This is a genomic window from Flavobacterium lipolyticum (genome assembly GCF_020905335.1).
GTDB classification, from domain to species: Bacteria; Bacteroidota; Bacteroidia; order Flavobacteriales; family Flavobacteriaceae; genus Flavobacterium; species Flavobacterium lipolyticum.
The window spans coordinates 179,795-199,832 of the sequence record NZ_JAJJMN010000002.1; the positions used below are offsets into that span (position 1 = coordinate 179,795).

19 protein-coding genes are annotated in these 20,038 nt (G+C 35.8%); 5 read left to right on the plus strand and 14 right to left on the minus strand.

Features of this window, described 5'->3' with window-relative positions; genetic code table 11:
• Both LNQ34_RS17630 and LNQ34_RS17635 read right to left on the minus strand, forming a co-directional pair.
• Positions 1 to 1,221: an efflux RND transporter periplasmic adaptor subunit gene (locus LNQ34_RS17630; protein WP_230000665.1), complete on the minus strand. Its 1,221-nt coding sequence runs from the start codon at positions 1,219 to 1,221 to the stop codon at positions 1 to 3.
• 241 nt (positions 1,222 to 1,462) lie between these two features.
• On the minus strand, positions 1,463 to 2,056 hold the full coding sequence (locus tag LNQ34_RS17635) for a TetR/AcrR family transcriptional regulator (protein ID WP_230000666.1): 594 nt from the start codon (positions 2,054 to 2,056) through the stop codon (positions 1,463 to 1,465).
• Between the two features lie 1,197 nt (positions 2,057 to 3,253).
• On the opposite strand from LNQ34_RS17635, the gene LNQ34_RS23570 reads away from it, so the two are divergent.
• On the plus strand, positions 3,254 to 3,325 hold the full coding sequence (locus LNQ34_RS23570; RefSeq protein ID WP_346432372.1) for a hypothetical protein: 72 nt from the start codon (positions 3,254 to 3,256) through the stop codon (positions 3,323 to 3,325).
• A 25-nt stretch (positions 3,326 to 3,350) separates the two neighbouring features.
• Complete coding sequence (locus tag LNQ34_RS17640) at positions 3,351 to 3,746, plus strand: type II toxin-antitoxin system HicB family antitoxin (protein ID WP_202704167.1); 396 nt, start codon at positions 3,351 to 3,353, stop codon at positions 3,744 to 3,746.
• A 224-nt stretch (positions 3,747 to 3,970) separates the two neighbouring features.
• On the opposite strand, the gene LNQ34_RS17645 is transcribed toward LNQ34_RS17640, so the two are convergent.
• The 6 genes from LNQ34_RS17645 to LNQ34_RS17670 all read right to left on the minus strand — a co-directional run bounded on the left by LNQ34_RS17645 (position 3,971) and on the right by LNQ34_RS17670 (position 7,909).
• Positions 3,971 to 4,894 (minus strand): bifunctional helix-turn-helix transcriptional regulator/GNAT family N-acetyltransferase, encoded by a 924-nt coding sequence (locus tag LNQ34_RS17645; RefSeq protein ID WP_230000667.1) that lies wholly within the window; start codon positions 4,892 to 4,894, stop codon positions 3,971 to 3,973.
• A 190-nt stretch (positions 4,895 to 5,084) separates the two neighbouring features.
• Complete coding sequence (locus LNQ34_RS17650; RefSeq protein ID WP_202704169.1) at positions 5,085 to 5,429, minus strand: cupin domain-containing protein; 345 nt, start codon at positions 5,427 to 5,429, stop codon at positions 5,085 to 5,087.
• 11 nt (positions 5,430 to 5,440) lie between these two features.
• Complete coding sequence (locus tag LNQ34_RS17655; RefSeq protein WP_230000668.1) at positions 5,441 to 5,872, minus strand: MauE/DoxX family redox-associated membrane protein; 432 nt, start codon at positions 5,870 to 5,872, stop codon at positions 5,441 to 5,443.
• 127 nt (positions 5,873 to 5,999) lie between these two features.
• Entirely contained in the window at positions 6,000 to 6,794 is a 795-nt protein-coding gene (locus tag LNQ34_RS17660) for a helix-turn-helix domain-containing protein (RefSeq protein WP_230000669.1), read from the minus strand.
• 300 nt (positions 6,795 to 7,094) lie between these two features.
• Positions 7,095 to 7,592 (minus strand): SRPBCC family protein, encoded by a 498-nt coding sequence (locus LNQ34_RS17665; protein ID WP_230000670.1) that lies wholly within the window; start codon positions 7,590 to 7,592, stop codon positions 7,095 to 7,097.
• Positions 7,589 to 7,909, minus strand: coding sequence for an ArsR/SmtB family transcription factor (locus tag LNQ34_RS17670; protein ID WP_070908246.1), 321 nt, complete (start codon positions 7,907 to 7,909; stop codon positions 7,589 to 7,591). The genes LNQ34_RS17665 and LNQ34_RS17670 overlap by 4 nt, the downstream gene beginning before the upstream one ends.
• 1,417 nt (positions 7,910 to 9,326) lie before the next feature.
• On the opposite strand from LNQ34_RS17670, the gene LNQ34_RS17675 reads away from it, so the two are divergent.
• Complete coding sequence (locus tag LNQ34_RS17675; protein WP_230000671.1) at positions 9,327 to 9,560, plus strand: hypothetical protein; 234 nt, start codon at positions 9,327 to 9,329, stop codon at positions 9,558 to 9,560.
• Between the two features lie 78 nt (positions 9,561 to 9,638).
• Here LNQ34_RS17675 and LNQ34_RS17680 read toward each other — a convergent pair whose 3' ends face one another.
• The 6 genes from LNQ34_RS17680 to LNQ34_RS17705 form a co-directional block, all read right to left on the minus strand.
• Complete coding sequence (locus tag LNQ34_RS17680) at positions 9,639 to 10,193, minus strand: GNAT family N-acetyltransferase (RefSeq protein WP_230000672.1); 555 nt, start codon at positions 10,191 to 10,193, stop codon at positions 9,639 to 9,641.
• Positions 10,194 to 10,197: 4 nt separating this feature from the next.
• Positions 10,198 to 11,283 (minus strand): hypothetical protein, encoded by a 1,086-nt coding sequence (locus tag LNQ34_RS17685; RefSeq protein WP_230000673.1) that lies wholly within the window; start codon positions 11,281 to 11,283, stop codon positions 10,198 to 10,200.
• A 4-nt stretch (positions 11,284 to 11,287) separates the two neighbouring features.
• A complete protein-coding gene (locus LNQ34_RS17690) occupies positions 11,288 to 11,812 on the minus strand; it encodes a DUF4365 domain-containing protein (protein ID WP_230000674.1) in 525 nt (174 codons plus the stop codon).
• Positions 11,813 to 12,117: 305 nt separating this feature from the next.
• Positions 12,118 to 13,203: an efflux RND transporter periplasmic adaptor subunit gene (locus LNQ34_RS17695; protein WP_230000675.1), complete on the minus strand. Its 1,086-nt coding sequence runs from the start codon at positions 13,201 to 13,203 to the stop codon at positions 12,118 to 12,120.
• Between the two features lie 109 nt (positions 13,204 to 13,312).
• Positions 13,313 to 16,603 carry an efflux RND transporter permease subunit gene (locus LNQ34_RS17700; protein ID WP_230000676.1) on the minus strand — a complete coding sequence of 1,097 codons (3,291 nt, stop codon included), beginning with the start codon at positions 16,601 to 16,603 and terminating at the stop codon, positions 13,313 to 13,315.
• Positions 16,604 to 16,615: 12 nt separating this feature from the next.
• Entirely contained in the window at positions 16,616 to 18,001 is a 1,386-nt protein-coding gene (locus LNQ34_RS17705) for a TolC family protein (protein WP_230000677.1), read from the minus strand.
• A gap of 178 nt (positions 18,002 to 18,179) precedes the next feature.
• Between LNQ34_RS17705 and LNQ34_RS17710 the strand changes: the two genes are divergently transcribed.
• Positions 18,180 to 19,208 (plus strand): sensor histidine kinase, encoded by a 1,029-nt coding sequence (locus LNQ34_RS17710; protein WP_428979066.1) that lies wholly within the window; start codon positions 18,180 to 18,182, stop codon positions 19,206 to 19,208.
• Positions 19,205 to 19,903 (plus strand): LytR/AlgR family response regulator transcription factor, encoded by a 699-nt coding sequence (locus LNQ34_RS17715; protein ID WP_202704013.1) that lies wholly within the window; start codon positions 19,205 to 19,207, stop codon positions 19,901 to 19,903. The genes LNQ34_RS17710 and LNQ34_RS17715 overlap by 4 nt, the downstream gene beginning before the upstream one ends.
• Positions 19,904 to 20,038 lie beyond the last annotated feature (135 nt).

The window sequence follows — 20,038 nt, forward strand, 5'->3', positions numbered from 1 at the left end:
TTATTTTTTAGTGATTACTTGGGCAACTTTTGTAGCCGGTTTTTCAGGCTGAATGACCTGACCTTCCTGAAGTTTATCGATACCGCTTAATACAATCTGATCACCTGATTTGATACCATCTTTAATCAAATAGTTTGTACCGCTTTTACCAATAACTGTGATCGGCATTTTGTTGACTTTATTTTCTTTATTAACGGTAAAAACAAAAACTTTGTCCTGCATTTCAACAGTAGCCGATTGTGGTACCAAAAGAGCATCGTCATGGTGAAGTCCTAAACGAATTTTTCCAGTGTTTCCTGAACGTAAAGACCCGCCGGCATTAGGAAAAGTTGCTCTTAACGTAATAGCTCCGGTGGTTTTATCAAACTGACCGTCTACCATATCGATTTTTCCGGTTTGAGGATACGCATTATTATCGGCTAAAATCAAAGTTACAGGAGGCAACTTTTTGATTTTATCACCCAGGCTGCTGCCGGCGTATTGTGCTTTAAAGTTGATAAAATCGGTTTCTCCCAAAGAGAAATAAGCAAAAACTTCATGCACATCAGATAAGTTGGTTAAAGGTTCAACATCTGTTGCCGAAACTAAACTTCCTTGTTTTTTAGGTAATCTTCCAATGTAGCCGCTTACAGGAGCTGTAACATTAGTATATCCAAGATTAATTCTGGCCGATCCTACCATTGCTTTGGCCTGTTCGATATTGGCAGCAGCAATTTTTTGAGAAGCCTTGGCCGTTTTTAACTGATAATCCGAAACTACTTTGTTTTGAACTAATGGGGTCAATTTATCTACTTCCAATTGTGCGTTGATTAAAGCCGCTTCAGCAGCGTGCAAATTAGCCAGCGCATTGTTTAATTGTTCACGAAATGGACGTTCGTTTATTTTGAATAAAGTCTGACCTTTATTGACATAAGCACCTTCGTCTACAAAAACTCTTTCCAGATTTCCGCTTACCTGAGGGCGAATTTCAACATCAACAGTACCTTGTATAGAGGCAGGATATTCGGCGTCTGTAGTAGTGTTTTCGCTTGTAATGGCGGCAACAGGTAATAATGGTGCAGCAGGAGCTGCCGGGGCTTGCGATTTATCTGCACAACTGCTTAGTACGAGTGCCAGAATAAAACTGGTTATGATAACATTTTTCATTTTATTATTGGTTTTAAATTGTTGAACATTCTTTTGGATTAATTGATGTGGTATTCTGGCATTCCGGGAATCCATATTTAATTATATTAAATTATCTAACGTTGTTAAGCTTTTAAGCCTGAATTTCTATATAATGAGCCTCCCAGTCCTATTTCAAAAACTAGTATTAAATTATTTATCACTGTTAAGTAAAATGAGAAAAAAGGTTTCTAAATTACTCTATTAAATTATTTATCACTGTTAAGTAACAAGGCAAAGGTATTTTTTAATTGGCTATTAAATCATTTATCACTGTTAAGTAAAAATGAATTTTTTTTTATTGTATTGATTTTATGATACCACCAATCGCATCTTTTAGGATTTGAGCGTTAATGGTTTCCAGGATGTCACTTTTGTTAATGATATTAATGGCGATCAGACCATGAATAACAGAAAAGAAAGTAAAATATTTTTGTTTGATAATGTCTTCACTTGGATTACTGTCCTTCATAACTTCAGCAATTACCGAGGTAAACAATTTGTAAGGTGCTTCCTGAGCCGAACATCGTTGTGCACAGCAGGTCATTTGAACACCAAACATTAATTGGTACATTTCAGTATTAGTAAAAGCGAAATCCCAGTAGGTCATCCACATGGCTTCTAACTGATCTTCGGGTTTTTCAAACTTATCTTTAGCAGTTTGCAACTCTTTGGCCAGTTTCAAAAAACCTTTACCGGTTAGTTCTTCCAGTATCGCTTCTTTATTCGAAAAGTATTCGTAAATAATTGGAGCAGTATACTCAATTCTGTCGGCAATTTTACGCATACTCAAACCATTCCAGCCTTCTTCTTTTACGATATCATAAGCAGCCCCAAGAATGTTATTTCTGGTCTCTTCTTTTTGTCTTAAAATTCGATCTTTACTAGCCATTTTAATTGAGTATTAAATTGTTTAACACCGTTAGGCAAATGTAGGACGGTTTTTCTGATTATGAAATAATTTTGTCATAATATTTTCTTATTGTGTCATAGGTAATCAATAAAAACCTCGTAAAGCCCTTATTTTATTGACTCTTTAGGAGTGTATATTTTTTTAGAAGCAGCACATTTTGGCGCTTTTAAAACCATTTGTCCTGCTTTTCGCTAAATCTTTTTCTGTTCTCGTTAAAGAAACGAGACCAGAAAAAGGATATCGCTGCAATCAGGGCTAAACGAGGGACATATATATCAACACAAAATGTTGTGGGGTTGATAGGAGTTATTCCTTTTATTAACGATTTTAGCTCTTCATTTAAGAGATCATTTTATTACAGCTGATTTTATAATTAGTGTTCTCTTTTGGTCTAAATATTTGAAATGTTTAAAAAGGGCTGAAAGCCCAAAAGCATAAAAATAGTGCAGCGCACTATAAATTAAGATAATGAATCATATTGCCCTGAAGGGGCATAAGCAGTTATCAATAAAGCATAAGATCTTGATTAAAAGCTGCTAACTTTCGGAAATGTCATAAAATAGGTGCTTTTTGGGTTATGCTTTCGCCCTTACAGGGCTTATAGAGACCTCACCATTATTCATGGCACTTCGTGCCATGTTACTGCTAAGGCTTTTTCAGAGCAGCAGATTTCAAATACTTGTCTCTTATGGGTAAGCTGTAAATTAGTATTATTACAATTAAGAAATTTTAGGAAAATGTAAATCTTTAAAAGATTGCAAAAGGATGCCACTTTCATTCCTAAAGTGATTTACGATAAAGGGAATAGTATTTTTATCACTCTGCAACTTTTGAACCTGATTCTCTTTAGACTGACTAATACTTAAGCCTAATTTTATAAATTCGCAGGTTTTCGTATTGATCCCGAGGGACTATTATTGTTATCAGAGAAACTGAATTCTGACAATTTAATAGTTTTATTATATGTGTTTTTTCTTACTTTTATTTGTAATTGTTTCTATCTTCGTTCCGAAGTAAAAATAATTATTTAAGATAGTAATTTTGCTATCTTTGTAAAATCATTATCAGATGAAATCGAGAGAATTTATTAGGGAGGCTATTAGGAATGGATGGGTATTCTTAAGACAAGGCAAAGGAAGTCACGAGATTTATGAGTAGGATGGTAAGCAGGTTGTAATTCCAAATCACGGATCAAAAGAGATTGGAAAAGGATTAGTACAGAAATTAAGAAAAGAAATGGGGCTTTAACTTCTTCAAAAAAGGATTGAAAACTATGAAAACAATTAGAATTATTATCGAAAGAAACGAAGACGGTTTTTGGGGATATGCAGAGAATGAAAATGCAATTGTTGGTGGTGGTGATACTGTTCAAAAATGCAAACAGGATGTACTCGATTGTATAGCAACTTTAAAAGATTTGGATAGCAATAACAGACCTTCCTTTCTTGAAAAAGAATATGAATTAGTTTATAAATTTGATACTGCCAGTTTGCTGAATTATTACAAAGGAATTTTTACAAATTCAGCTTTGGAGAGAATTACAGGTATAAATCAAAAACAGATTCAGCATTATGCATCCGGTCATCGGAATCCGAGATTAGCGCAACGAATCAAAATAGAAACAGCACTTCATAATTTAGGAAAGGAGCTTTTGGCTGTGGAATTATAAGTTTTAACCCGTTGGGTGTAAATGAAAAAATATTTAACACATAGTCCCGATGCATCGGGATATGTCAATAATAAGGATATAAAAAAAACATATTTCTTACATAGTAAAGTCTCTGTGTTTGTAGAATAAGTAAAACGCTTTTTTTATAAGTGTTATATCTATGTTTCTATGTGTTTAAAAATAATTACAAAGGGTTAAGCTTTATTTATTTCACATCTCACATCTCACTTTTTCACATAATCCATTTCGACGTGTTCAATTCCTGCATCCAGGAAAAAGTTATCGGTTTGTTTGAATCCGTTTTTGATGTAAAAACGACTTGCATTGACTTGTGCATACAAATAGATCTTCTCCTCATCTTTTAAATCCGCTAAGATTTTTTGCAGGATTGCTTCTCCAATTCGTTTCCCGCGATAAGTATTCAAAACGGCAATGCGTTCAATTTTAAAACCCTTTTCCATTTGGCGGTAGCGTGCCGCTCCGGCCGGCAAGCCATTAACGGTGGCGAGATAATGAACAGCCTCTTCGTCATCCATAGATTCACGTTCCTGCGATACATTTTGTTCTTCAACAAATACTTGACGACGAATAGCAAAAGCAATTTCTATTAATTTATCGTCCTCAATCTTCTCAACTTTTACAGTATTTCCTGTTGATTTTTGAGCAGATTCGCTCTTCATTTCTTTAATTGTGGTCATTCGGTCAAAAAGATTTTTAGTTTTTAAATTTTGGGTTACTTCGTGTATGGCTTTAAACAAATTATTTTCGGTATCTGTGAGTTCAATCAACGCTTCGGTCATGATTTGCCATAAAGGCTGCAATTGATCGATCATCTCGTTGGCTTTGTCTGTAAGGGTAATCAGGCGTTTCCTTTCGTCTTTGGCATCTTTCGCCGAACCAATCAGTTCTTTTTTCTCCAATTCTTTTAGTAACGAAATAGTAGTAGGGTGAGAGTAGCCAATTTCCTGAGAAAGCTCGACAACACTAATGGCTTTTTTCTGCGAAAGCACATACACCACCGGAAACCATTTGGGTTCAAAATCGATGTTCTGACTTTTGTAGAATAACTGCGCTTCTTTCCTCAGGTTTTCATTCAAACGCTGCAAAAGATTCCCCAATACCAATGACTTTGATTGCTCTAATACCATAAAAAATAATTTATATACAAATTTACGTAGTTAACTACATATGTTGAAATAAGAAAGATTAATTTTAAGATTTTTTTATCTTTTTTGACTTTTGTTATTGGCTAAAAGCAATTTGCAGGACCGAATTAAAATCTGATCCTGCAACAAGGTTTTTTATGTAAGATGTGAAAATGTGAGATGTGAGATCTGTTTATTTAAGTATCACAACTTCTTCAGGAACTTTAAACAATAACACACAACCGGTTTTAGAAAATACAGAGTGACTGCTTCCCGGTGGCATGTACATATAATCGCCTGTTTTTAATTCGTCTTTTCCGGAGCGGACTTCGCCTTCAAGAACATAAATTTCTTCTCCGGCGGGATGAACATGATTAGGATACGAAGCACCTGCTTCAAATTTTAGTAAAAAAACAGTGGGTCTGTTGGTAGCGGGATCAAAGTATAAGGATTTGGCGGAAATGCCATCTGTTTTTACACCTTCTTCCATTAGAACTTTCCAGTCTTTTTCGCTGCTTCTTGTGATTTGTTTTTCCATTATAGTAATTTTTAGTTTGTTTTATTTTTCAGAATGATTTCGTCTAAACTCCAGTGGTATTTTTCTTCAGTTGACAAAAGAAAAGCTGCTATAGAAAAGGTAGATACAGAATAATCTAAAGGTTCTTTTACTCCAAAAGAATAAGTCATGGCAAGTGCGAAGCCAAAAGTTAAAATGGCAGCGCCAACAGCCGCAAATTTCGTTTGATAGCCAATGAGCAGGAGGAAAGCCAATAGTGTTTCCAAAATAGTCGATGTTATGGCAATAGCAGGAATCCAGTTTTTAGGAACAAAAGAATTTACTTGTTCGGTATAATCCAGAAAGTTTTCCCAACCTGAAGATTGTGTGCCCCACAATCCTAACCGACTTGAAACAGCAGATAAAAAACCTGCTGCTAAGGCAACCCGCAACAGCAAAACGGCATATTTCTGATTTTTTTTCATCTTTTTGATTGCTTAATTATTACAATACAAAGATGCGGAAGGCAGTGTTGCTAAAGAATAGAGAATCCTCGAAAAAGCATGTAATCAATTGAAAAAGCAAACATTAAAAACGATGAATTGGGTGAAATTACGAATGTGCAGTATTTTCTTTATAGGCTTTTGGGGAAGTGTTGGTGTGTTTTTTGAAGAAATTGGAAAAGTAAAAAGGATCATTAAAACCTAATGCATAAGCGACTTCTTTTACTGTCAATTTTTCATAAGTAAAAAGGCGTTTGGCTTCGGAAATGATCAATCCGAAAATAACATTCTGAGCCGTTTTATTGGTATGCAATTTTGAAAGTTCGTTTAGTTTTGATTCTGTTGTACCAATCAGCGTTGCTAATTCGTTTACAGAAAGATTCTTGTCGAAGTTTTGTAAAATCGCTTCCAGAAAGTGAAGAAACAGCGCATCGGGTTTGTAGATTTCATCCCCACGATTAATTTTGGTTCGGTTGATTTCGATCAATATCAATTCAATTCGGCTGTGAATAGAGGTGAGGTATTGATAGGGCATTTGTAGTAACTCTTTGCCTATCGTTTCTAATTCCTGAATAACAAACGGGCTATTGTCTACCACAATCATTTCATTCATGGCAAAGTGACAAAACAGTCCGTTATGGAAAATCAATTCCATATCGGTATCGTCTTTGCAGAAAAAATTATAGGTAAATTCTAAAACAAATCCCGTTGCATTCCCGATGTTTTTGAAATAATGAATCTGACCGGAAGTAATGGTGATAACAGCATTTTGAGTTAAGGTAAATTCATTTTCATCTACAGAAATAACAGTCGAACCCGAAGTGCAATACACAAGCACATATTTTAAAACGCGTCTGGGCTGTTTTAAACCTGTCGCCTGATCGAATGTTTTTATCGAAACCATATTGAAAATAGTGTTGGATCAAAAGTAAGATTTATTTCATGAAGTTGATCAAAGAGGGTATACAGATTTGTTCTGTTATTGCATTTTGGGGTACTGTGTGTGAATTTCTGTTCTGTGTAGTTGGAACGCACAAAGCACACGGATGGTACTGATTCGCTCTGCGAAAACGCGGATCAACACAGATTTTTTTATATTATTAGGTAGAAGTTAATTGATGTCTTCAAAATATTACTACCGTAAAAATCCACGTAGATCCGCGTTTTCGTGAAACGAATCCGCGCACTCAGCGTTTCTTTATTATTATTCTGATAAAGTTTTTAGTAATTGTTCCAGGTTGTCAATGCTCATTTTAAACCCTTGTTCGAAGCCCATTTCAATCATTTTTTCCAGACGTTCCAGCGATTCATTGAAAATTGTGATGCTCACTTTGGTAATGCCGTTTTGCTCACTAAAGCTATGATCCCAGTTGGAGCCCGGCAGTTCGCGATTTTCATTTTGGTCCGCAAAAGCATTGAACATCTTAAAATTCGTCTTTGGCGTAATCGAAGTGTATTCCTGAACCGCCCAGCGTTCGAATCCTTCGGGACTTACCATGGCGTAGAATCTGCGTCCGCCAACTTCAAAAGTCATGTGTTTCGTTTTAGACGACCAGGGTTTTGGAGCTACCCATTGATCGAGAAGTTCCGGTTTGGTAAAAGCATCCCAAACCAACGGAAGTTCGGCATTAAATTCTCGGTTTATGATTACCGTTTTGGTGGCTTTATCTACGGTAAAATCAAATTGCAAATCGTTTTTCATTTGTTCTGTTTTTTAAGCGTTACTAATAGTTCGTCAAGCTGATTGAACTTGGTTTCCCAGATTTCCCTGAATTGGACTAACCATTGATCAATCTCTTTCATTTTTTCAATTTCAAGCGAATAATAAATTTCCCGGCCTTGTTGTTCCTGTTTAAGCAAATCGCATTCTACTAGTATGCGAAGGTGTTTCGAAACCGATTGTCGGGAGGCATTGAAGTTCTCTGCGATGGCATTTGGTGTCATTGCCTGTACAGCGATCAGCGTTAGAATTGACCTTCTAGTCGGGTCGGCTATGGCTTGGAAAATGTCACGTCTCATACTATTCCGGTTTTAATTAAGAAACCAATTGGTTGTAAATATACGCGCAACTATTCGGTTTCGCAATTTTTTTAGCAGCTATTTTAGGAAATAGTCTCTCAAAGTCGCTAAGGCACAAGGTTTTATGGTGATTTGTGGCTTGTTGTTTGTGGTTTGTGGTTTGTTGTTTCAAGTTTCAAGTTTCAAGTTTCAAGTTTCAAGTTTCAAGTTTCAGGTTTCAAGTTTCAGGTTTCAGGTTTCAAGTTTCCGCAATCTTGTCATTTCGACCGAAGGGAGAAATCACACTAGAAACTTCGCATAGAATGTCGCCAATCTTTGTCGATTAGCGTGTACGATTTACTTCGCCTATTCGCTATCGCTCGAGTCTCCTACGAGAAAATGACAAGATTGTATATAATTAACGTATACGAAGCCAAGAGATTTCGCTGAGTGGGTTTGTGTTTCAGGTTTCAGGTTTCAGGTTTGCGCAATCTTGTCATTTCGACCAGAGGGAGAAATCTTCGTTAGTAACTCTACAAAGATTGACTAGCGTTACCGACAATCGTTGTGAAGATTTACTTCGTTTATTCGCTATCGCTCGAGTCTCCCTACGAGAAAATGACAAAATTGTGTATAATTGGAGCGTATACGAAGACAGGAGATTTCGCTGAGCGGGGGGAAATTCCGTTAGGAATGATAAATATTGTAGCAACGGATTTTAATCCGTTGAATAATAAAACAGATATAAATAGGAGTTGCGTAGGAACGGCACATATTGATAATGTATAAAATATGTTTCGATCCGATGGATCTTTTTGGATATGGGATTCTATATAATAACCGGATTGAAATCCGGCCTTATAATTTTGACCGAGCCTATGGCTCTCTTCGAATTCCGTTAGGAATGACAAATATGGTAGCAACGGATTTTAATCCGTTGAATAATAAAAACAGACATAAACACGAGTTCCGTAGGAACGATCCATAATTACAGGAATATTGCAGCAATTAAAAATTCCGTAGGAATGAAATATTTATAGATTCCAACGGAGCCGACATATGCTAAATAAGATTTCACCCAGCTGGGGCTTTTTTGAAATGGGATGAATTGTTTTTTTATAAATATTTCGTCCCGTTGGGACTTCATAAGAAATAGAGGTGATTTTTTCAGGACGTGACAAATGACAAAAATGCGATAAATGCTCGCTGAAATATAGATTTCTTATATTTGATAAATGAATGTAATTTATTGAAGGAAAAATCTTTCTTTTTTTGAATAATTTTCTCTATATTTGAAGTTCCTATAATTACGACTTTAAATTAGAAAAAGATTTGCCCTTGTATTATGTGTACGGTATCGGAAACGACCGTAAACGCTGTCGTAGGCGTTAGGAACACTAACATGCAAGGGTTTTGTATTCCTATTAATTACGACATTATGAAAACAAACACCCTTTCCAAAGAAGCCGAAACAAGGCTTATTGATTTTTTTAATCACACCATCGATCCTGTCGAAATGGCAAAAGCCATAAGACATGCCAATCACATACTTGCTTTAGGAGTCATCAGAGAACACGAAATTCTTGAAAAAGAAAGAGCAAGTCTGGAAAGCAGCTTTTATTGGCTCAATGAACTGGCAGAGATTTTGAATCCTTATTTATGTGAGGAGTAGAGTTTATAAAATGGAAAAACCTCGATTTAAATCGAGGTTTTTCATTTAAAAATACCTTTAGAAGAATAGTCAAAATGATTATAGGTTTTGAAATTTATATAAATCTTGTTTTAAATCAAATTTTCTTAATTTTATAAAACCAGATTTTTCTAGAGTTCTGATTGAAGCTGTATTTTCAGACATACATAGAGCTGAAATGTTTTTAATTCCCTGATCTACCATTTCAGATATTACAGCCCTAAGAATTTCAGACATAATTCCATAACCCCAAACTTTTTTATTCAAAAAGTATTCGATAAACCAACTGTCTTCTATTTCGTATTTTGTTTCTATTTTAACTCCCTTAGGACTTATAATATTTATTTGTCCTACCACTTCATTTTCTTCTTTCAAAGTTATTAAATGTGTATAGCCTAATTCTTGTCCATATCGATAAGTTATTCCAAATAAATTCATTGAAACTTGCTCTCTATCGTTTGTCCTTTTTTCAGGAATATATTGTGTATTTTCACTATCACTTAATATTTCAAGATAATTATCTATAATTTGTTCTTGCTTCTCAATATCTGAAAGTCGAAGAGGATGTATTTGGATAGTTCCATTGTCTAAATTTATAGGATGAAGTTTGTTCATTTTTCTATTTTGTAATTATTATTTCAAAAGTTTCAAGTTCTGTAATATGAATAACAGTTTTATATTCTTTAGCTTTTCCTGAAACTTTAATTTCTAAATGTTCTTTATGAGCTTCAATAGCATCAAGATATTCTTCAATTCTAAGATGAAATTTTATAGGTAACTTAATTCCTATACGTTTTGCATCTAATACAACTTCATTATAATTAGAAGAAATTGGATTATTAGAATGTAATATTTTTATATAACCTCGAGCTTCAAATGTTGTAAGTTCAAATAATGAATCTCTAAGTTCATTTAGATAATGATTGAAATATACTATTTTTGATTGAACTCTTTCTGTTATAATATCTCTTGTATAATCTTTAGTACATAAAGTATACTCAACGTTACTGATATGGGAACGGCTATAGATGTTTTTAATAGATTTTAATAACTCATAGTTTAAAAATTCCTTGTTATCCTCAATATAGTTTTCTGTAAATTTTATCCTATTTGTGTCAACAAATATTTCTTCTTTTACAAATTCTAGAACATTAAATAATTTATTATTTACATTTTCTGTGTTTATATCGTCAAATGTTGTATGTAGAGGTTTGTTAGGAATTTCAAATCTATTTATGTAACTACCTTTTTCCGATTGTAATACTCTACAATTTTTTAAATATTCATTTGCTTCTGATTTAGTTTGACCAAAAATAGCTCGTTTATTAACAGTGAAATTTACAGCATTATAAAGTACATTTTTAAATGATTCTACAGAGTCAATAAACTTATTGATTCCAATAGAACCATCTGCATTTTCTGGATCAAAAATTCTGTATTTAATTATTGAGTTATTTCTACTGAATAGAATGTTTAATTCATCACGATTAATCTCAGGATAAATATTTGTAAAATCATTGATAAGACGATTAATATATAGATCAAAACCTTTTAGTTTATCATCGTTAGGAATTTCTAATAGAAAATCTTTTGGTAAATGAAGACTTTCAGAGGGTTCTAAATAAGTGAAATTTTGTCCATTGGCTTTTACTTTCCAACCTTTGGAAGTAAAATAATCTAATATTAAAGCTATTTTGAAATTCATAATTTTAGCTTAAAGTATTAAAAATATCATCGTAAAAGCTTTCCGAAATGACATTAGATTTTGGAATGTGAATTGTAACGCTTGTAGAATTTGTTGTTTCACTTGCTCCATCGGGCACTTGATACCAAAAAGCACATTTTCTTATTATCAATTCATTAGTAGTTAAAGAGTACCAATTTACTTTATCATCGGGCAATACAACTACACAAAGATATAATGGCATGCATATTCCTCCTTCGTTTGCACGAGTAACTAAATCATTATAATTTTTTGATTCAAGGACATATTTTATAGTAGTAGATTTTGGATCGTTAATTCCTTCAACATATTTTTCAGAAACAGCTTTAATTTGTAGATCAACTGATTTTCCGATTGTTAAATATCTTTTTTTTATAGAGCAATAGTTTGCACGCCTGATTGTCATATCTGTTCCATAATCTCTTGCAACAGAATTGAAATAACCGTTTCCGTTAGCTATAGTTTCTAAGTAGGTCTTAGAAATTTCTTCCATTATAATATTGTCAGTCATACAGGAAAATTTGATTGCGAATATATGTTTATTTCTATTAGTTTAGGATAATATTACTTTATGAAAGTTCTATGAGAATGCTCTAATCTAATAAATGTTAGCCGATCGTTTCTTCAAAAGAAGTTTTTTATCAAAAATATCAATTTACAAATCTCAGCAACCACGTATTTTTACCTGAATTTATTAAACAAAAAAAACAGTCCCTTCAAAAAGAGGAACTGTTCTAAGACAAATTTTTAATTTTACATTCCTAAAAATGCGTACAGTTGTTTGGATAATCTACTGAAAAGAAGACAAAACGTAGGTTATTCGTTTATAACATCGCCATTTTTAGTTTCTTCGCTGGCAATTTTTACCAATTTATCCTTCAGGTTTAAATCTCCGAAGACTTCCACTTTGTCGTCGATTTCTCTTCCTTTTTTAACGTCAACGCGGGTGGCTTTGTGGTTCAGGACTTTGATGACGAACAAACCTTCGGCTGAATTTACCAATGCCGATTTCGGAATGACAAACGTGCTGTCTTTCGCGTTAAGCGGTAATAAAACTTCGGCTACCATTCCGGGTAATAGGTTTGTTTGGGTGTTGTGAACGTCCATTTCAACTCTTTCAGAACGCAGTTTTAAATCTAAAGCACCGGACATTCTGGTAATTTTAGCGGTAAAAGTGTCCGGAAGCGATTTTACATTAAAGCTCATTTCGTCGCCATTGTGTAAATATCCGGTGTACAATTCCGGTACCGAAACGGCCAAACGCAATTTGTCCTGTTGCTGAATGGTCAGCAAAGGCAAATCGGAACCTTTTCCTGCGGGACCTACAAAGGTTCCTAAATTGACATTTCTGGCGGCTACCACTCCGTCAAAAGGCGCACGGATTTCTAAGTACCCTCTCATAATCGAGATTTCTTTGTGTGCTGCGATGGCTGCCTGATATTGTGCGTAGTCTGAGTTTTTCTTTCCGCTTGCCATTTCTAAGTCGTTTTTAGAAATGGTTCCTTCCACTTTGCTTGTTTCGTACAAACGGTTGTAAGTGCTTTTGCTGGTGGCGTATATGGCTTCCATCGATTTTAATCTCGATTCGGCAGCAGCCAATTGCGAACTGATCTCCGGTGCTTCAAGAACAATTAACAATTGTCCTTTTTTTACTTTCGAACCAATATCTACTTTCAGCAATTTTACAAAACTGCTTACTTTGGCATACAAATCGACTTGTTGAAAACCGGTTAATTCTGCCGGTAAACGCAATTCTGTAGTCAGTTTTTCTTTGGCCAAAAGGAAAGTTTCAACTTTAGGTTCGATTTCCGCTTTAGGCGCTTCTTCTTTTTTCTTTTCACAGCTTAGTACAACTAAAGCTGTAAATAGTATCGCTGTAGATTTTATAATGTTATTTTTCATTTTTTGGTTTTATATATGTTTTTATAAGTATTCAGAAAGTATAAAAGTTTATCGAAGTATTTTCGCGACGATCGTAACTTTCGACTTTATGACTTTCGGCTTTATGACTTTATGACTTTCCAACTTTTGACTTACTTAAGGATGAGATATAATGGATACTTTCTTCGTCTTCAGGATCTAAAGAAACGGATTGTGTCGATGTTTTTTCCTGTGCCCATGCAAATATCTGCGGAAGGATCAACAATACGGCAAAAGTAGAAAATAATAATCCGCCGATAACCGCTCTTCCTAATGGAGAAACCTGATCGCCTCCTTCGCCGTGACCAATCGCCATTGGGAGCATTCCCGCAATCATCGCCACCGATGTCATGATAATCGGACGAAGACGCAGTGCAGCGGCTTCTCTGGCAGATTCTAAGGCATTCCCGTTTATTTTTCGAAGCTGTTCGGCATTGGTCACCAATAAAACGGCATTGGCAATAGAAACTCCGACAGACATGATGATTCCCATATAAGATTGTAAATTAAGCGTTGAACCTGTAAAGGTCAGCATTAATAAAGCGCCTAAAACAACCGCCGGAACTGTGGTTAAGATCACCAGTGAAACTTTGAACGACTGAAAATTAGCGGCCAACATTAAGAAGATTACAAAAACGGCAACCAATAATCCGGTCTGTAAACTGCTTAATGTCTCGCTCAATACCGTGCTTAGTCCAATTGGAGTAATAAATAAACCACGAGGCAATTCGCCTAATGAACTAATGGTCGATGCAACATCTTTTGTGGCCGTCCCCAAATCGGTCTGGTTGATGTTGGCCGTAACGGTAATGTATGGCATGGCCCCTAAATTGTCATTTTCACCACTTACAAAGCCGGGTGTAATTTTGGCAACGTCGCTTAAAACCGGACGAAGCGAGTTTTTCAATACCGGAATTTCTCCAATATCGGTTTTGCTTTTCATTTTATTCAACGGAACCTGAACCTGTACAGAATAGGATAATCCTGCTTTTTCGTCGACCCAGTTGTTTTTTTCGGTATAACGTGACGATGAAGTCGATGCGATAAGAGAACGTGAAATATCATTCATATCAACGCCCAATTCGGCGGCACGTGTTCTGTCGATATTGATGTTCATGGCCGGATAGTGTATCGGCTGACCAATTTGTACGTCTCTGAAATAAGAGATCGCGTTTAGTTTGTTTACAATCTGAGTGGCATATAATTCATTTCGTTTTTTGTCTTTTCCGGCAATTCGAATTTCAATAGGAGTAGGAGACCCCTGACTCAATACTTTATCGGTCAATTCGATCGGTTCAAAAGAAAGTTTAGTGTCCGGTAAAACTTTTTTCAGTCTTGCTCTTAACTCATCTTTAAACTCATCCATATCGATATGATACTCTTTTAAACTTACCTGAAAGACAGCTTCATGAGAACCCGCCATAAAGAGATAAATGGGGTTGATCGAGAACAGGGAAGGGTGTTGCCCCACATAAACAGAAGAAATTCCGATATGCTCTTTACCTACCATTTTTTCCAATTCTTTCAACACAATTCGCGCTTGTTCTTCAGTTCTTTCCAATCGTGTTCCGTCAACAGCACGCATTCTCAATTGAAACTGACTTGAATTTGTTTTTGGAAAAACATCTTTTCCGATAAAACCAATTAAAACAATAGCCAAAACAGTCGCTGAAACTAAGTAAACAATGGTCGTTATTTTTTTGTGCACAAACAAACGGTCTAAAGTTCGCATGAAACGAATTCTGAAACGCTCAAAAGGACTTATTTTTCCGTTATTATTAGTGTCTTCTCTTTCTACATAACTTTTTTTCTGAGTGATCAGATTTTGTTCAGATTCGGGAGTTAAACCGCAGTCATTAAATTCGGCTTCGTCGTCAGTAATTTCAGGCCCATGTGGATGCTTTTCGTGTCCTTTCATCATCCAGTTCGCCATTACCGGCACAAAGGTTTGAGACAATAAAAACGAAATGACCATCGAAAATCCAATCGCTAAAGCTAAAGGAAGAAACAAGGCTCCGGGAATCCCCACCATGGTAAATGCCGGTGCAAATACAGCTAGTATACACAGTAAGATCAATAATTTAGGCAAAGCAATTTCCTGACAGGCATCCCAAATGGCGAGTGCCTTGGGTTTTCCCATGTCGAGATGCTGGTGAATGTTTTCGATGGTTACCGTACTTTCGTCTACCAGGATTCCAATGGCAAGCGCTAGTCCGCTCAAAGACATTAAGTTGATCGTTTGTCCGAATAATTTCAGGAATAAAACTCCGGAGATAATCGAAATTGGAATGGTCATAATCACGATTAAAGCAGCACGACGGTCGCCCAGGAAAAGCATTACCATTAATCCAGTCAAAACCGCACCGATAATTCCTTCGGTAATCAAACTTTTAACGGAGTTGATTACATAAACCGACTGGTCAAATTCGTAAGATAAATTAACATCTTCGGGAAGTGTACTCTGAATTTTAGGAAGCTCTTTTTTTAATTTCTGAACCACATCCCAGGTCGAAGCATCTCCCGCTTTTGCAATACTGATATAAACCGAACGTTTTCCGTTTACCAAAGCGTAACCCGCTGTAATATCAGCACCGTCTTTTACGCTTGCCACATCACCTAATTTTAAGTTTTGAACACCGCCTTTGAATAACGGAATCTGCTCAAAATCTTTAACTTCTTTAATAGTATTATTGGTAGGCGTAATATAATTTTTGTCGCCCATTCTTACGTTTCCGGAAGGAGCTGTCTGATTGTTCAAACGAATGGCTTCGACAATTTGATCGGGTGTCATATTGTGCGAACGCAATAAATCCGGATCTACGTTAACCTCTATAGTTCTTGGGCTTCCGCCAAAAGGAGCCGGAGACAATAAACCGGGAATCGAAGTAAAAGAAGCACGAACATAAACGTTGGCTAAATCCTGTAATTCGTTGTTCGATCTGATTTTTGAACTTAATACCAATTGTCCGATTGGCAATGATGAAGCATCAAAACGTATGATAAAAGGAGGTTGTGTTCCCGGAGGAAAAACTGCCTGGATTCTGTTGGATAGTGCACTCAGTTCGGCAGCGGCCTGCGCCATATTGGTTCCTTCATAATAGGTTAATTTCATAATCATTAACCCCTGAATATTTTTGGTTTCTACCGATTTGATACCATTCGAAAAAGGTAAAACGTTTACGTAGTTTTTGGCAAAATAAGCTTCCATCTGGTCGGGTGTGTAACCTCCAAACGGATGCGCAATATAGATAACCGGCAAATTCATTTTCGGTAAAATATCGACCTTAATGTCTCTGATGGCACCAATTCCGAAGAAAAAGAGACCCGCAACCAATACGAGAATGGAGATGGGCTTGCGGAGTGCAAAACGTATTAAATTCATTGGGCTTTATAATTAAAATTCATTTATAAATAAGTCAAAATTTCCTGTTGCAGCGACTTTCAGTAGGTACGACTGCCATACATTATTATTGACAATATCACGATCGATTTCGGCACGATTTAAAACGTACATGGTCTGCGTTAAATCAGTCAAATCAGTTAAGCCGTTTTTGTATAAAGTCGATTTCTGAAGATAAGCTCTTTTGGCAGCATCTACCTGAATGGGTGCTTCGGCATAATTCTCTAAAGTGATTTTGATTTTATCTTCAGCAAAATTCAACTGCGATTTCAGCTCACGATCGGCTTGGTTGTATTCTTCCTGTAGTCCCTGAGAAATAAATTTCTGAGCAGTGACTTGCTTGTTTGAACGGAAAGGAGTCGTTAAATTCCATGTAATTCCAATTCCAACTAAATAATTGGTACGATCCGGATTGACACCATCCCAGTAATTTCGGGTAAAGGCATGCTGATTTGTGGCATAACTGCTGTCAAATCCTGAAGCTCTGGTTTGCAATACACCAAAAGCAGTCATGGTTGGATAATAGAATCTTTTGTACAATTTGACTTGCTGATCGCTGTAATCGATTTTTGTTTTATACAATTGTAATAAAGGATGAAGACTGTCTGTGGCAGTATTTTCCTTAATCAGTTCTTTTGGAATTTGAGTGACAAAAAGAGAATCGGTTACAAAATCCTGAGGTGCAACGCCCATTAGATCGACCAATTTGTTGTTTTGTTCTTTCACAAAATTTTTGGCCAGATTCAGCGCAATTTTAGCTTTTGATACTTCGGCAGTGGCTAAAGTAGAATCGACTCCGGCTAATAATCCGTTCTTTACTCTTGCTACGGCTGTTTTTTTGAAAACCTGAGCGCGATCCAGATTTTTTTGTTGTGAAATCAACAATCTCTGACTTGCGAGTAAATTCAGATAAGCGGCAGAAATTTTGATTTCCTGTTGGAATTTTTCCTGTTTCAGATCCTTTTCTTTGGCCTGAACATCAATTTTAGATAAATTGATTTTTTCCTGCGTTTTTCCGAAAGTGAAAAAATCCCAGTTCATGTTGACCAGATAAAGTGCGCCAAATGCCGAATTCCAGTTTTGTTCCGGTAAAGGAAGTCCGGATGAAGCTACTCCAAGACCCCCAAAGCCATAAAGAGGCCCGTTTTGACCGTTTACAGTTCCGTAATCCTGTTGCGCCGATAAGTTTAGGTTGGGCAGATAATCACGTTTAGACTGCTTAAGACTTTCGCGTGATGCATTGGTGTAATTGTTTTTTGCCTTGATGGAACCGTAGTTTTCCAAACCTGTTTTTATAGCATCTTTTAAAGACAGGGTTTGAGCAGAACTACCACAGGCAAAAATCAAGAAAACTAATAAAGTAATTTTTTTGAAATACATATAAACTAGTGGTGTGAATTTGATCTCTCAAAATTATTTCACTTGGTCGGATAAAAGCTTTCTTAAATGATGTAATGCGATTATAAATGACCAATTCAATTGGTCATTTATTGGAAATAAAAATTAAAAAAATGTAGTTAATTTGTAAACTATTTAAGTTTTAAGAATGAAGAGAGAAATGGAAAACATATTGGATCACAAATGGTGGCAGGAAATTGCCGTTGTTGCTTTTTCATTTACTATTTATACCTTAAAAAACGACTGGATGTTGTTCAGTTCGTTTACCTCCATCTTAATGGGGATCTTTTTCTATTTAATTTTATACCTGCACGCCCAGTTCAACCGTTTCTTTTTGCTTCCCATACTTTTTAAAAAACAGCGTCCCGTGACTTATATTTTTCTGACACTGGCGGGAGTATTGCTCTTTTCGGTTGTTTTGTATGAGGTGACCAGTTTGGAAATGTTTAGTAACTGCCGTTTGTATCAAAATTCTCATCAGCGCAGTTATGTGTATCAACTGGCCAGTGTTTTAGGGACTTTGGTTTGTATATTGAGCCCAATAATTGTTTTTAAGTTTTACAGAATCCACAAGAGACAGACGGATGAGACTCTTTTGTTCAATCAGATGCAATTGAATTCATTGAAAGGACAATTGAATCCGCACTTTTTATTTAATACCTTTAATACGCTTTACGGAATTAGTCTCGAGTTTCCGGACCGAACATCTGATTTAATCATGAAAGTATCGCAGCTGATGCGTTATCAGCTTGAAAGCAATAACAAACAATGCGTGTCTCTGGAAGACGAACTCGAGTTTATAAACAGTTATGTTCAGCTGGAGAAAGAAAGGGTAGGGTATCGTTGTGAGATTACGTACGACTGTGAAATCGATAATGAAAATGCCTATAAAGTATCACCAATGCTGCTGATTGCGTTTATCGAAAATGCGTTCAAACACGGAACCTGTGCAATTGAAAAATGTTTTGTGAGAATCATCATTACGGTCGAGAACGGGTTACTTCATTTGCATGTAGTAAATTCCATTCCAAAGAAAAAAACGGATGTTATTTCGACTAAGATTGGTTTAAAAAATACCATAGAACGATTGAATCTGATTTATGGGAAAGCCTATAAACTAGACATTCAGGACGATAAGAATACTTACATTGTAGATTTGAAACTGCAATTGAAAAAGTTTGTAGAATGAGAGAACCTAAAAAATGTATAATTGTCGATGATGAACCGGCAGCGCATTATGTGCTGGCGAATTACATCAAGCAAAATCCGCAATTAGAATTGGTTTTTCAGGGCTTTAACGGTATTGAGGCAATGGATTATTTAAGAGACCATCCTGTTGATTTGATGTTTCTGGACATCAATATGCCGGAGATATCAGGGATGGAATTACTGAAGATTATTCCCACACATCCCAGTACAATTTTAACTACTGCTTATTCTGAGTATGCCCTTGAAAGTTACGATTACGGTGTTATAGATTATCTTCTCAAGCCTATTTATTTTCCAAGATTCCTCAAAGCTATCGATCGTTTTTTTGCCACGGAGAACGGTAAAGTGAAAACTGAAGATGCAGTAATCAATTCCGTTACAGTGAAGGTGGACGGTTACTTTATTGAGATAGAATTGGATCAGCTTCTGTTTGCACAGAGTTTTGGGAATTATGTGAAGTTACATACCATAAAAAGAACGTATCTGGCCTCTATCACCACTAGTGAATTGGAGAAATGTTTGCCCGAGAAGAATTTCATGCGCATTCACAAGTCCTATATCGTAGCACTGGATAAAATTGAGACCACCGATAAAGATTTTGTGGTCATTAAAAACGAAAAATTGCCCATTGGTATTACCTATAAAAGAGAATTATCAGATCGACTGAAGAAATAATACCGATGTAATATTAGACTGAAATAGACGTAAAATTGATAAAAAAAAACAGAAATGAAGGGAGCTTACTAATTCAATTATTTCAAAGAAGAAGCCTGCTCAGGAGTAATTCCGGCAGGCTTTTTTGATTCTATT